We start from the raw sequence: 12,188 nt of genomic DNA, 5'->3' as shown, positions 1-12,188 counted from the left end.
CCGGTGTCCGGCCACCGTCGGAACCCCTGACCAGGACGGCAACCCGCCGTGATCCATGCCTCAGCTCACCACCGGCACGAAGACCGCGAGCAGCAGGTACGCGGTCGGCACGGCGAAGAGGATCGAGTCGAGCCGGTCCATCAGGCCACCGTGACCGGGAAGCAGGTTGCTCATGTCCTTGATGCCGAGATCGCGTTTGATCATCGACTCGGCGAGGTCACCGAGGACCGCCGCGACCGACACGGCCACCCCGAACAGGGCTCCCCACCAGGGCGCCACGTCGAACAGCAGCCAGATCAGCAGGGCGCTGCCGAGCGCCGCCGCGCCGACCGAGCCGTAGAAGCCCTCCCACGACTTGCTCGGGCTGATCGTGGGAGCCATCTTGCGCTTGCCGAAGTTGGCGCCGGCCGCGTACCCGCCGGTGTCGGAGAGGACCACCGCGACCAGGGTGACCAGGACCCGGAGGTGACCGTCGTCGGGTACGGCGGCGAGCAGCGCGGCGAACCCGGCGAGGAACGGCACGTAGACGGCGATCAGGGTGGCCGAGGTCATGTCGCGGCCCAGGCCGGCCTTGCCCTCGGCGAGCCGCCACACCAGGGTCGCCGCCAGCGTGACCAGCAGTCCCAGCACCAGCCCGTCCGGCCCGGACCACCAGGCCAGTCCGACGGTGAGCACGCCACCGGCGATCAGCGGAAGCATCGGCGGGCGGGCGTCGGCACGGCGCACCGCCCGGCCCATCTCCCACATGCCGACCGCCACCGCCGCCGCCAGCACGACGAGGAACGCCTCGATGACCGTGAACAGCGGCACCAGGATCAGCGCGCCGAGTGCGAGCCCCACCCCGATGGCGGCGGGGAGGTTACGTCCGGCCCGGCTGGAACGGCCGTGCCCGGCGGCGGAGCCACCGCCCCGGATCGGGCGTCGCCGGCCGCGCCAGCGGCCCGGGGGTCGCTCCGACGCGGGCTCCGGCTCCGTCGCCCCGGCGAACGGGTCGTGCGCCGACGGGTCCGGCACGGTCCCGGGCTCCGGTTCCGGGCCGGGATACGGGTCGTCCTCCGGCCCCGGGTACGGGTCGGGTTCGGTCGCTCCGGCCGGGTGGTACGGGTCGGGGCCACCGGTCGGCACCGGCCCGGTGGACCAGGCCCGCTCGAAGTCCGGGTGACCGGGAACGACGGTGGGCTGGTCGTCCGCCCGTGCCTTGTCGTACTCCTCGGGGGTCCAGGTCACGACGGGCTGGTCGGCGTACGCCTGCCGGACCCGGCTACCGGGCCCCAGGTCGTGCTCCGGCCACGGGAGGGCGGGACGGGCCACGCGGTCCCTGCCGCGGGGCTCGCTGCTGCCGTAGGAGTCGAGGTGGGACATCACGCACCGAACGGGTGCGACGCGAGTTCCACCACAAGACGCAAGACCAAGACCATCCCCTGCACGCGACTGTTGTCCGTCCGGTACTCCCGCCCGACGGCCGGGAGATCCCCACTGTTCACGCTCTGGCAGTGGCGAATCGAGCCGAGCCTACTGCACCTGCGGGCCGCGCACTCCCGCAGACGAGGCCCGCCGTACTCCGGGTGCGACCCGGCGGAGCGGAGCACTGCGGGTACGACACGGCGGGGCAAAGCACTCAGGGTACGACCCCGCAGGGCGGAGCACCCGGGGTGTCGACGTGGTCGGCCAGCCGTTCCGGGTGCGGTACGCCACCGGAGCCGGACAGCCGACGGCACCGGTGTCCCGCCGCCGGGGCGGACGACACACCGGTGCCGGACGGCGCGGACGGGCCAGTGGCCGTCCCGGCGCCGGTCAGACCTCGAGCAGCTCGGTTTCCTTGTGCTTCACCAGCTCGTCGACGGTGGCGACGTACCGCTGGGTGAGGTCGTCGAGCTCCTTCTCGGCGCGGCGACCGTCGTCCTCGCCGGCCTCACCGTCCTTGACGATGCGGTCCAGCTCCTCCTTGCCCCGGCGGCGCACGTTGCGGATCGCCACCTTGGCTTCCTCACCCTTCTGCCGGGCGACCTTGATCATGTCGCGCCGGCGCTCCTCGGTCATCTGCGGGAGCAGGATACGCAGCTGGTTGCCCTCGTTGTTGGGGTTGACGCCCAGGTCGGAGTCCCGGATCGCCTTCTCCATCGCGCCGAGCTGCGAGTTGTCGTACGGCTTGATGATCGCCATCCGTGGCTCTGGAACGGCGACCGAGGCCATCTGGGTCAGCGGCGTGGGGGTGCCGTAGTAGTCGATGATGACCTTGGAGAACATGTTCGGAGTGGCCCGCCCGGTGCGGATCGCGCCGAACTCCTCCTTGGCGTGCTCGACCGCACGCTCCATCTTCTCCTCGGCCTCGAGGAGGGTGTCGTCGATCACCTGTCCCCTCGCCTCCTTCTCTGCTTCGTCGTGGGCTGTCGTGTCGGCTGGCCGGTCAGGCGGTGATCAGCGTGCCGATCCGCTCGCCGGCCACCGCACGGATGATGGTGTCCTCACCCTGGGCGCCGAAGACCAGCATCGGCAGACCGTTCTCCATGCAGAGGCTGAACGCGGCGGCATCGGCCACCCGGAGGTTGCGGCGCAGCGCCTCGGAGAAGGTGATCGAGTCGATCTTGCTGGCGGTGGGGTCGAGGTTCGGGTCGGCGGTGTAGACGCCGTCCACGCCGTTCTTGCTCATCAGCACCACGTCGGCGCGGATCTCCAGGGCCCGCTGGGCGGCCACCGTGTCGGTGGAGAAGTACGGCATGCCCGCGCCGGCGCCGAAGATGACCACCCGGCCCTTCTCCAGGTGCCGGATCGCGCGCAGCGGAATGTACGGCTCGGCGACCTGGGCCATCGTGATCGCGGTCTGCACCCGCGTCTCGATGCCCTCCTTCTCCAGGAAGTCCTGCAACGCCAGGCAGTTCATCACGGTGCCCAGCATGCCCATGTAGTCGGCGCGGGCGCGGTCCATGCCCCGCTTCTGCAACTCCGCGCCCCGGAAGAAGTTGCCGCCGCCGATCACCACGGAGACCTGCACGCCGCGGCGGACCACGGTGGCGATCTGTCGGGCGATGGCCTGCACGACGTCCGGGTCGACGCCGATCGCGCCGCCGCCGAAGACCTCACCGGAGAGCTTGAGCACGACCCGCCGGGCCCGGCCGGGCGGTGGTGCCGTCGGATCGTCCGCCGCCCTGGTCCGATCACTCACAACCTGCGTCATCCGACCGCCCTTCCCCTCGCGCACGTTCCGCGCGCCGCGTCTCTGCGACTCTGCCCGATGTCGACCCTATGTGACGAGGAGGCCGCGGTGCCTGTGACGTACACCTGCGACCTCCTCCTCGACGTTCCTGCCCACCGGGCGCGGTCGCGCCCGGCGACCGGCTCAGGCCTGGCCGACCTCGAACCGCAGGAAGCGGGTCACCTCGATGCCGGCCTCGGCCAGCACCTGCTTGACCGTCTTCTTGTTGTCGGCGACCGACGCCTGCTCGACGAGGACGAAGTCCTTGAAGAAGGCGTTCACCCGGCCCTCGACGATCTTCGGCAGCGCGGCCTCGGGCTTGTTCTCCTCGCGGGCGGTCTGCTCGGCGATGCGCCGCTCCGAGTCGACGACCTCGGCGGGCACCTCGTCCCGGCTGAGGTACTTCGGCCGCATCGCGGCGACCTGCATGGCCACGGCGCGGGCGTCCGACTCGGCGGCCTCGTCGGTCTTGCCGGTGTACTCGACGAGGACACCGACGGCCGGCGGCAGGTCCTGGCTCTTGCGGTGCAGGTAGACGGCGGTGGTGCCGTCCAGCTTGGCGAAGCGGTTCAGCACCAGCTTCTCACCGATCTTGGCGGACTGCTCCTGGACCAGGTCGGCGACGCTCTTGCCGTCGATGGTGCTGGCCAGCAGTTCCTCGGCGGTGGCGGCGTCGCTGCGCTCGCCGTGCTCGACGAGCTGCTGGGCCAGGGCGATGAAGGCGTCGTTCTTGGCGACGAAGTCGGTCTCGCAGTTGAGCTCCAGCAGTGCCTTGCCGGAGTGCGCGACCAGGCCGTTGGCAGCGGTCCGGCCGGCCCGCTTGCCGACATCCTTGGCACCCTTGACACGCAGGATCTCGATGGCCTTGTCGAAGTCGCCCTCGGCCTCGGTCAGCGCCTTCTTGGAGTCCATCATGCCGGCGCCGGTGAGGTCGCGGAGCTTCTTGACGTCCGCGGCGGTGAAGTTGGACATGGCTCTCTCTTCGGTGTTGAGGCTCGGTGGGATGGTCTGGGTCGCCGGTCGTCCGGGAGCGGACCGGACACGGCGCAGGGCCGGCGCGGCCGGCGGATCCGCCGTTTCCGCCCGCCGGTGCCGGCGGGCGGAAACGGCGGCGCGGTCACTCTGCGGCGGCGGCCGCCGGCTGCTCCGCGGCGGTGGCCGAGGGCTGCTCCGCGGCGGTGGCCGAGGGCTGCTCCGCGGCGGCGGTGGCCGAGGGCTGCTCCTCGTCGGCCTTCTTCGGCTCCTCGAGCAGCTCGCGCTCCCACTCCGGCAGCGGCTCGTCGGCGCCGACGGTGCCCGCCTCGGGCTTCTCGTCGGCACCCCGGCGCCGGCCGGAGCGGGCGATCAGGCCATCGGCGACGGCGGCGGCCACGACCTTGGTCAGCAGCTCGGCCGAGCGGATCGCGTCGTCGTTGCCCGGGATCGGGAAGTCGACCTCGTCCGGGTCGCAGTTGGTGTCGAGGACCGCGATGACCGGGATGTTCAGCTTCCGCGCCTCGTCGACCGCGATGTGCTCCTTCTTGGTGTCGACCACCCAGATCGCGGCCGGAAGCTTCTGCATGTCCCGCAGGCCACCGAGGGTGCGGGTCAGCTTGATCTTCTCGCGGGAGAGCTGGAGGGTCTCCTTCTTGGTGTAGCCGGCGGCGGTGCCGCTGAGGTCACCGAGGGCCTCCAGCTCCTTCATCCGCTGGAGCCGCTTGTACACCGTCTGGAAGTTGGTCAGCATGCCACCCAGCCAGCGGTGGTTGACGTACGGCTGACCGACCCGGGTCGCCTGCTCGGCAATGGCCTCCTGGGCCTGCTTCTTGGTGCCGACGAAGAGAATGCTGCCGCCCTCGGCGACCGTGTTGCGCACGAAGTCGTACGCCTTCTCGATGTAGTCGAGGGTCTGGCGCAGGTCGATGATGTAGATGCCGTTGCGCTCGGTCATGATGAAGCGCTTCATCTTCGGGTTCCAGCGCCGGGTCTGGTGCCCGAAGTGGACACCGCTTTCCAGCAGCTGACGCATGGTCACGACGGCCATGGTGGGGTACTCCTCAAAAGGTCCCTGGTTGTCACGCCCGGCCGGCGGCCGGGCGTCCTGGCGTCTGGTCGCCGGTCATGGTGGGCCCGATCGGCATCGGGACCAGGGGACCGTCGCCCCACGGGACGACCGTGGAGAGGACGCGCGAAGTCGACCGCGCGAGGCGGTCGCCAGTCGACAAGTGTACGCCCCCACCCGGCCCCCTACCCCCGGGGTGTACGGGACGCGGCCCGTGGTCAGCCCCGGCCGGGCACGGACGACGCCGGCCGGGCGGGCACCAGCCGGCCGTGGCCGACGAACGGGCGCGCCCGGCCGGCACCGTGGAAGGTCCGGCGGGCGCGCACCGTGGGGAGATCCGGTGGGAACACACCGTGGGAGGTCCGCCGGACGCGCTCAGCTCGCGGCGAGCGCGGCGGCCACGAAGAGCACCAACCCGACGGTCAGGTACGCGGTGGGCGGGCGCAGCCAGCCACGGCTGCCCTCGGTCAGCGCCAACCCGCCGGTACGCAGCCCGTAGAGACCGGCACCGAAGATCGGCAGACCGCCGACCAGGAAGATCCCCACGACGACGTGGGCCACCGGCGCCGGATCGGCGGTCAGCCCGTGCAGCAACACCCGCACGGCGGGAACCTCGAAGACCAGCACCAGCAGGGCGATGAGGACCGCGAGCGCCGGGCGTCGGGTCCGGTAGACCCCGTCCCCGGCGACGGGACCGGGCCCGGGACGACCGAGCGCCCCCGCCCCGGGGTAGCCCAGCGGATCCGGGCCCGGCAGCGGCAGGTCCGCGCGCGGCACGACCGGCGGCATCGGGCCGGTCGGCATCTCCAGCGGGTGCGGTGGCTCGGTGACCGGGCCCACGTCGACACCACGGTCGAGGTCGGCGGCACGACCAATATCGCCACGACCCAGGTCGACGCCCCGAGCGGTATCGCCACGACCCAGGTCGACGCCCCGAGCGGTATCGCCACGACCCAGGTCGACGCCCCGAGCAGTGTCGCCACGGTCCAGGTCGACGCCTCGACCGGCGTCCACGCCACGGTCCAGGTCGACTCCGCGACGGTCCGGGTCGGGACCCCGGTCGAGGTCGGCACCCCGGCGGTCGAGGTCGATCCCGCGTCCGGCTTCGACGTTCCGATCCGAATCCACGCTCCGGCCGGCGTCGACCGGCCGGCCCGGCTCGGTGACCCGACCCACCTCACCGGTACGGGACGGTTCGACGACCGGGTAGCCGCCGAACGGGGACTGCCGCATGGGGTCCGGGATTCGTACCCGATCCGGTGTCTCGGGATCGTCTCGGAAGGAGTCGTCGCGGAAGGAGTCGACGTCCTCCCGGAAGGCCAGCTCGTCCCCGGCGGATCGCGCCTCGCGGGACCGGCGGGACGTGCGCTCGCCTCGTAGGTCACTCCCGGTGACTCCACCGGCGGTGGACTCGGCGCGCCGGGAACGGGACGCACGGTAACTCTCCGCATCCGGACGCTCCACCCCCAGTGGGTCGTCCTCGTGGTACCGGCCCGGCTCGGCGTACCGGCCGGTCGGGGGATCGGTCAGGTCGCCGTACCGTCGCTCACCGGTGTCACCGCGCTGCTCAGGCGTCCGCAAGTCGTCACCCCGGTAGCGATCGTCGCCACCGGCATGCCACTCGGACTCGCCGTAGCCACGGTCACCGGAGTACCAGCGCGACTCCTGATCTTCGGGAAAGCTCCGTCGTCCGTCCACGACCGGCACGGTATGTGACACGGGCCATCCCGCGCCATTCGCCGCTCCGAGATCACCTTTACCTACCCTGCTCGTCACTCGGAGTACAGATTGACGGGATAGACGCCCGGCCCGGCGACCGGCCAGCCATAGCATGGCAGGGGCATGATCGTCCGGCTGTCCACAACCACCTTCGTCGTCCACAGGTGGGGCGTCCGGAGCTGCGCGGACGGACCTGTCCGGGGCACCGTGCCGGCATGACGAGACGAAGCCAGGCGGTCGGCGCGTACGGCGAACGGTGCGCCGTCCGACACCTGATCGGGGCGGGGCTGCGCCCGGTCGCCCGCAACTGGCGGTGCCCGGAAGGCGAGATCGACATCATCGCCTGGGACGGCGACGTCCTCGCTTTCTGCGAGGTCAAGACCCGCCGCGACGGCAGCTTCGGCAGCCCCGCCGAGGCCGTCGTCCCGGCGAAGGCCCGCCGGTTGCGGGGGCTCGCCGTGCGGTGGCTGACCGAGACCGGGACGCACGCGGACGACCTGCGCTTCGACGTGCTGTCGGTGCACCTGTCCGTCGCCGGGGCCGCCCGCGTCGAGCATCTCAAGGGGGCGTTCTGAGATGGGTGGCCGCCGATGAGCTACGCCAGGGTGCTCTGCGTCGGCCTGGTCGGGATGACCGGGCACCTGGTGGAGGTGGAAGCCGACCTGGCGCCGGGACTGCCCGCCCTCGCGATCAGCGGACTGCCCGACACCGCCCTGCACGAGGCCCGGGACCGGGTCCGGGCGGCGATAGTCAACTCCGGCGAGAACTGGCCCAACCGCCGGATCACCCTCAACCTGCTGCCGGCCACCCTGCCGAAATACGGTTCGGCCTTCGATCTGGCCATCGCGGCGGCCCTGCTCGGCAGCGCCGGTCAACTTCCGCTGCTGCCCCTGGAGGGGGTGGTGCTCCTCGGCGAGTTGGGGCTCGACGGGGCGGTGCGGCCGGTCCGGGGCGTCCTGCCGATGGTCGCCGCGGCGGCCCGCGCCGGCGTGACCCGGGCGATCGTGCCGGTGCGGAACGCCGCCGAGGCGGCGGTGATTCCCGGGGTACGGGTCCGCGCGGCCGACAGCCTGCACCGGCTGGTGGCCTTCGTCCGGGACGGCACCCCGCTGATCGAACCGCCGTCCGCCGCCGCGACCGCGACCGTGGCCGGCCCGGACCTGGCCGACGTGGCCGGGCAGGGATACGCCCGTCGGGCGCTGGAGGTGACCGCTGCCGGTGGCCACCACCTGGCGTTGCTCGGGCCACCCGGTACGGGCAAGACCATGCTCGCCGAGCGGCTCCCGTCGATCCTGCCGCCGCTGGACGACGAGGCCGCCCTGGAGGTCACGGCGCTGCACTCGATCGCCGGTCTGCTGCCGCCCGGCGGCGAGCTGCTGCGCCGCCCGCCGTTCCAGGCCCCGCACCACACCGCGACCGTGCCGGCGCTGGTCGGGGGCGGTCCGGGACTGGCCCGGCCCGGCGCGGTCTCGCTGGCGCACCGAGGGGTCCTCTTCCTCGACGAGGCCCCGGAGTTCAGCCGCGGCGCGCTGGAGGCCCTGCGGCAGCCCTTGGAGGACGGACGCGTCCAGCTCGCCCGGGCCCGGGGCGCCGCCGAGTATCCGGCGCGGATCCAGTTGGTGCTGGCGGCCAACCCCTGCCCGTGCGCCCGGCCGGTGGGGGACACCGCCTGCGAGTGCAGCCCGCTGGCCCGCCGTCGCTACCTCGGCCGCCTCTCCGGCCCACTTCGGGACCGGATCGACGTCCAGGTGACGGTGCCGCCGCTGCGCGCCGCCCAACTGATGGGGACAGGCGAGGTGGGCGAGCCGTCGGCGGTGGTGGCGGCCCGGGTGGCGGCGGCCCGTTCGGCGGCGGCCGACCGGTGGGCGTCGATCGGTCACCGCCTCAACGCGGAGCTGCCCGGTCCGGTGTTGCGCCGCCCGCCGTTCCGGCTGCCCACCGGGGACACCGCCGAGCTGCGCCGACGGCTGGACAGCGGGTCGCTCTCGGCCCGGGGCTTCGACCGGATCATCCGGCTGGCCTGGAGCATCGCCGACCTGGACGGCCGGGCCCGTCCGGACCGGGACGACGTGTGGGAGGCGATCGGCCTCCGGACGGGAGAAGAGGCATGACCGACCACGACCACTCCGACCGGCTGGCCCGGATCGCGCTGACCTGGCTCGCCGAGCCGGGCACCTGGGCGGTGCACCGCCTGGTCGCCGAACTCGGTCCGGTCGCCACGCTCGACCTGCTGCTCGACGGGGGCGCACCGGAGGATCGACTGCGTCGCGCCGTGGCCGCGCGGGCCGGATCCGCCGATCCCCGGGCGGTGTCGGCGGAGGCCCTGGCACGCACCGAGCGGATGGGGGCGCGCCTGGTCACCCCGGCCGACGCCGAGTGGCCGGACCGGGTCGATGACCTGAACCGGCTGGTGCTGCCCGGTGCCACCCGGTGGGTGGACACCGAGACGGCCCCGCCGCTGTGTTTCTGGGTACGCGGCGGGTGGCCGCTCGACGAGGTGCTGGAGCGGGCGGTGGCGGTCGTGGGTGCGCGGGCCGCCACCTCGTACGGGGTCCACGTGGCCACCGAACTCGGCTACGGGCTCGCCGACCGGGAGTGGACGGTGGTCTCCGGTGGGGCGTTCGGCATCGACGCCGCCGCGCACCGGGGAGCGCTGAACGCCGGAGGCGTGACGGTGGCGGTGCTCGCCTGCGGGGTGGACCGGCCCTACCCGATGGGCAACAGCGCCCTCTTCGACCGGATCGCCGAGACCGGCCTGCTGGTCAGCGAGTGGATGCCGGGTGCCGAGCCGCTGCGTCCCCGGTTCCTGATCCGCAACCGGGTCATCGCCGGGGCCACCCGGGGCAGTGTGCTGGTGGAGGCGTCGGCCCGCAGCGGGGCCGCGCAGACCATGCGGCGGGCGTTCGCTCTCGGCCGTCCGGCGATGGTGGTGCCCGGCCCGGTCACCTCGGCCATGTCGGTGGGGGCGCACGAGGTGCTGCGCGAGTACGAGACGGCCCGGGTGGTCACCGGTGTGCCGCACGTGCTGGAGGAGGTCGGGCGGATCGGTGTCGACCTCGCTCCCCCGGCCCGGGGGCCGCACCGCCCCGGCGACCTGCTCGACGACGAGGCGACACTGCTGCGGGAGTCCCTGCCCCGGCGGGGTGTGGTGGGCCCGGACCTGCTCGCCGCCCGGGCCGGACTGGACGTCCGGACGGCGCTGCGCAAGCTCTCCCTGCTCGAGGAGCTGGGCCTGGTGGTGCGCCGGGACGGCGGTTACGCGATCCCGCCGCGGGTCAGTCCCCCTCCAACCGGATCTCCACGTCGTGGCCCCGCATGCACCGACGGGTGAGCGCCGCCAGGCTCCGGATCCGGGTCATCTCCGCCGGGGAGGCGGCCACCTCGGCGAGACAGCGCAGCTCGGCCATGAGCCGGGGCGCCTCGGGGGCGCTCACGACGAGTTCCCCGGCGGGGTCGAACCGGTCCAGCAGCGGCGTGCGTCCGCCACCACGTGCCCGGGTGAGCAGCCGCAGCAGCACGTCGTCGGAGTCGTCCACCACCTCGACCGGCACGTAGGAGCAACGGCGGGTCGGGCCGGCGGACCGGACCACCCGGTAGAGCACGACATCCAAACCCATCCGGCCGCCTCCGCCCGTCGACGTCTGCCTGCCCCGTACCGGACCGGCCCCACCTCGACGAGCGGACGTCGGGCACGACGACCACGCCACCGGCGAGCCGGGACGGCCCCACGACCGGGAACGCCGCTGTCGGCGACACCGGACGGTCGGGGCCGGCGGGTCCGCCGCGCTGCCACCCGCCTGCTGTCGACCGTAAGCTGAACCGGTGCAGGGGGACAACCACATCCCGGGGTGGCCGGCGCGTCGGCTCCCCGGTGGCCGGGTGGTCGAACCCGGCCGGGGCGGTGTCCACCCCGACCGGCTCACCATGGCCGCCGTCGCTGGCGTCCCGCACCGGTCGGCGGGCCGACGGTGAGCCGCGCCGACGACGGCACCCGTGCCCTGCACGAGGCGCTGCCCCCGCCGCTGCGCGACGCGGTGGACGAGTTCGCCCGACACCTGTCCCAGGTGCGCGACCGCTCGCCGCACACCGTGCGGGCGTACGTCGCCGACCTGGTCTCCCTGCTCGACCACACCGTCCGGATGGGCGGTCGTGTGCCCGCCGACGTGGATCTCACGGTGCTGCGCAGCTGGCTGGCGAAGCAGCGGACCATGGGGGCGGCGCGCAGCTCGTTGGCCCGCCGCGCGGCGTCGGCGCGGACGTTCAGCGCCTGGGCGCACCGGTCCGGACTGCTGCCGAGCGACGTGGCGGCCACGTTGGCCAGTCCCCGGGCCCGGCGGGAGCTGCCCACGGTGCTCCGGGTCGACCAGGCCGCCACGCTGCTCGACGCCGCCCGTCGCACCCGGACCGGCCGGACACCGACGGGCACCACCACCGCCGCCCCGGACGCACCCGTCCCCGCGCCGGAGCGGTCACGACCCGCCGCCCCGGCACCCGAGCCGGCGGAGACGCCAGCCGGAGCGGCCGGACAGCGGCCCGACGAGGACGCCCAGGCCGGACAGCAACCCGACCGAGACGACGGGGCCGGGGATCGGCCAGACGGCAACGGCGAAGCCGGACAGCGGCCCGACCGGGACGAGGAAGCCGTGCTGCTGCGAGACCGGGCCCTGCTGGAAGTCCTCTACGCCACCGGGGTACGGATCAGCGAGGCGTGCGGGCTGGACACCGGCGACGTCGACCACGGGCGCCGGCTGATCCGGGTCCTCGGCAAGGGGGGCCGGGAACGGTCCGTGCCGTACGGGCTCCCGGCGCAGCGCGCCGTCGACGAGTGGCTGCGGCGGGGGCGGCCGGTCCTGGCCCGTCCCGGCTGCGGGGACGCCCTGCTGCTCGGCGCACGGGGTGGACGGCTGCACCCCACCACCGCCCGCCGGATCGTCACCGGCCTCGCCGACGCCGCCGGGCTGCCCCACACCAGCCCGCACGATCTGCGTCACTCGGCTGCCACCCACCTGCTGGAGGGTGGTGCGGACTTGCGCGCGGTGCAGGAGATCCTGGGCCATTCCTCGCTGGCGAGCACGCAGATCTACACGCACGTGTCGGTGGAACGCCTGCGGGCGGCCTATCGGCAGGCCCACCCCCGCGCCTGACCGGCCGCCCCGGACACCGCCCACGCCGACCGGTGCGGCGCGACAGCGCGTCGTCGACGGATCGCACCGACCGGCCCCGCCCCTGTCACGA

General features: G+C 73.5%; 12 protein-coding genes. 5 read left to right on the top strand and 7 right to left on the bottom strand.

All coding sequences use genetic code 11. The annotated features are described in order from the left end of the window. Positions 1 to 60: 60 nt before the first annotated feature. The 6 genes from ACIBJE_RS00535 to ACIBJE_RS00510 form a co-directional block, all read right to left on the bottom strand. Positions 61 to 1,362 carry a phosphatidate cytidylyltransferase gene (locus tag ACIBJE_RS00535; protein ID WP_396741253.1) on the bottom strand — a complete coding sequence of 434 codons (1,302 nt, stop codon included), beginning with the start codon at positions 1,360 to 1,362 and terminating at the stop codon, positions 61 to 63. A 432-nt stretch (positions 1,363 to 1,794) separates the two neighbouring features. Then, the gene (frr, locus tag ACIBJE_RS00530) at positions 1,795 to 2,352 is read right to left on the bottom strand and encodes a ribosome recycling factor (RefSeq protein WP_088980176.1); all 558 of its coding nucleotides are present in this window, start codon (positions 2,350 to 2,352) and stop codon (positions 1,795 to 1,797) included. A 55-nt stretch (positions 2,353 to 2,407) separates the two neighbouring features. Continuing rightward, a complete protein-coding gene (gene pyrH / locus ACIBJE_RS00525) occupies positions 2,408 to 3,175 on the bottom strand; it encodes a UMP kinase (protein WP_285787269.1) in 768 nt (255 codons plus the stop codon). Between the two features lie 162 nt (positions 3,176 to 3,337). After that, positions 3,338 to 4,165 carry a translation elongation factor Ts gene (tsf, locus tag ACIBJE_RS00520; RefSeq protein WP_396741251.1) on the bottom strand — a complete coding sequence of 276 codons (828 nt, stop codon included), beginning with the start codon at positions 4,163 to 4,165 and terminating at the stop codon, positions 3,338 to 3,340. Positions 4,166 to 4,310: 145 nt separating this feature from the next. After that, positions 4,311 to 5,216: a 30S ribosomal protein S2 gene (rpsB, locus tag ACIBJE_RS00515; RefSeq protein ID WP_396741249.1), complete on the bottom strand. Its 906-nt coding sequence runs from the start codon at positions 5,214 to 5,216 to the stop codon at positions 4,311 to 4,313. A gap of 393 nt (positions 5,217 to 5,609) precedes the next feature. Then, positions 5,610 to 6,932 (bottom strand): hypothetical protein, encoded by a 1,323-nt coding sequence (locus ACIBJE_RS00510; RefSeq protein ID WP_396741247.1) that lies wholly within the window; start codon positions 6,930 to 6,932, stop codon positions 5,610 to 5,612. A gap of 236 nt (positions 6,933 to 7,168) precedes the next feature. Between ACIBJE_RS00510 and ACIBJE_RS00505 the strand changes: the two genes are divergently transcribed. The 3 genes from ACIBJE_RS00505 to ACIBJE_RS00495 are packed head-to-tail and all read left to right on the top strand — an operon-like array spanning position 7,169 to position 10,284. Then, a complete protein-coding gene (locus tag ACIBJE_RS00505) occupies positions 7,169 to 7,528 on the top strand; it encodes a YraN family protein (protein ID WP_396741245.1) in 360 nt (119 codons plus the stop codon). Positions 7,529 to 7,543: 15 nt separating this feature from the next. Then, positions 7,544 to 9,064 carry a YifB family Mg chelatase-like AAA ATPase gene (locus tag ACIBJE_RS00500; RefSeq protein WP_396741243.1) on the top strand — a complete coding sequence of 507 codons (1,521 nt, stop codon included), beginning with the start codon at positions 7,544 to 7,546 and terminating at the stop codon, positions 9,062 to 9,064. Continuing rightward, the gene (locus ACIBJE_RS00495; protein ID WP_396741241.1) at positions 9,061 to 10,284 is read left to right on the top strand and encodes a DNA-processing protein DprA; all 1,224 of its coding nucleotides are present in this window, start codon (positions 9,061 to 9,063) and stop codon (positions 10,282 to 10,284) included. The genes ACIBJE_RS00500 and ACIBJE_RS00495 overlap by 4 nt, the downstream gene beginning before the upstream one ends. On the opposite strand, the gene ACIBJE_RS00490 is transcribed toward ACIBJE_RS00495, so the two are convergent. Continuing rightward, positions 10,229 to 10,570, bottom strand: a complete 342-nt coding sequence (locus ACIBJE_RS00490) for a hypothetical protein (RefSeq protein ID WP_396741239.1) — start codon at positions 10,568 to 10,570, stop codon at positions 10,229 to 10,231. The two genes, ACIBJE_RS00495 and ACIBJE_RS00490, sit on opposite strands and share 56 nt — an antisense overlap. A gap of 205 nt (positions 10,571 to 10,775) precedes the next feature. On the opposite strand from ACIBJE_RS00490, the gene ACIBJE_RS00485 reads away from it, so the two are divergent. Then, positions 10,776 to 10,925 carry a hypothetical protein gene (locus ACIBJE_RS00485; RefSeq protein ID WP_396741237.1) on the top strand — a complete coding sequence of 50 codons (150 nt, stop codon included), beginning with the start codon at positions 10,776 to 10,778 and terminating at the stop codon, positions 10,923 to 10,925. Then, entirely contained in the window at positions 10,922 to 12,097 is a 1,176-nt protein-coding gene (locus tag ACIBJE_RS00480; protein ID WP_396741235.1) for a tyrosine recombinase XerC, read from the top strand. Before ACIBJE_RS00485 ends, ACIBJE_RS00480 begins: the two co-directional genes overlap by 4 nt. The last annotated feature ends 91 nt before the right edge of the window (positions 12,098 to 12,188 follow it).

This window comes from Micromonospora sp. NPDC050187 (assembly GCF_044459745.1).
Classification (GTDB): Bacteria; Actinomycetota; Actinomycetes; order Mycobacteriales; family Micromonosporaceae; genus Micromonospora.
This window is presented reverse-complemented; position numbering and strand designations above follow the sequence as displayed.

Excerpts from the sequence above, each read along its gene's own strand:
- tsf (WP_396741251.1), bottom strand. The coding sequence starts at position 4,165 with ATGTCCAACTTCACCGCCGCGGACGTCAAGAAGCTCCGCGACCTCACC.
- ACIBJE_RS00535 (WP_396741253.1), bottom strand. The coding sequence starts at position 1,362 with ATGTCCCACCTCGACTCCTACGGCAGCAGCGAGCCCCGCGGCAGGGAC.
- ACIBJE_RS00495 (WP_396741241.1), top strand. The coding sequence starts at position 9,061 with ATGACCGACCACGACCACTCCGACCGGCTGGCCCGGATCGCGCTGACC.
- pyrH (WP_285787269.1), bottom strand. The coding sequence starts at position 3,175 with ATGACGCAGGTTGTGAGTGATCGGACCAGGGCGGCGGACGATCCGACG.
- ACIBJE_RS00490 (WP_396741239.1), bottom strand. The coding sequence starts at position 10,570 with ATGGGTTTGGATGTCGTGCTCTACCGGGTGGTCCGGTCCGCCGGCCCG.
- rpsB (WP_396741249.1), bottom strand. The coding sequence starts at position 5,216 with ATGGCCGTCGTGACCATGCGTCAGCTGCTGGAAAGCGGTGTCCACTTC.
- ACIBJE_RS00505 (WP_396741245.1), top strand. The coding sequence starts at position 7,169 with ATGACGAGACGAAGCCAGGCGGTCGGCGCGTACGGCGAACGGTGCGCC.
- ACIBJE_RS00500 (WP_396741243.1), top strand. The coding sequence starts at position 7,544 with ATGAGCTACGCCAGGGTGCTCTGCGTCGGCCTGGTCGGGATGACCGGG.